At 42.3% G+C, this 267-nt stretch carries 1 protein-coding gene; it reads left to right on the top strand.

The genetic code is table 11. The features are described from left to right. Positions 1-267, top strand: a 267-nt coding sequence (locus tag ACWXWW_RS18070) for a hypothetical protein (protein ID WP_455971396.1), incomplete at both ends; no start/stop codon positions are given.

Below are 267 nucleotides of genomic sequence, written 5' to 3'. Positions count from 1 at the left end.
CTCCACATACTATTATCTGGCTCCTTTTAAAAATACAGTCAGGCAGCGTTTTTCCGGAAGATACAGCACAACTGTTATCACAGGGGGCGATTCTCCATCAGGGCGTATCTCTTCAGGTAGTGACCTGACTATTCAGGCTTCCAGACTTGATAATAATGCCAGCAATATATTGGCAAACGGTGATATTCACCTGTCTGGAAATCAATTAAATAACCAGAGCTGGCAGGCAGGTAGTGAGGTTGATTACCTGATTTATGAATATAAACC

The sequence above is a fragment of the Microbacterium sp. KNMS genome (assembly GCF_053851835.1).
The sequence above is the reverse complement of the archived record's forward strand: the minus strand, read 5'-3'. Positions and strand labels throughout refer to the sequence as shown.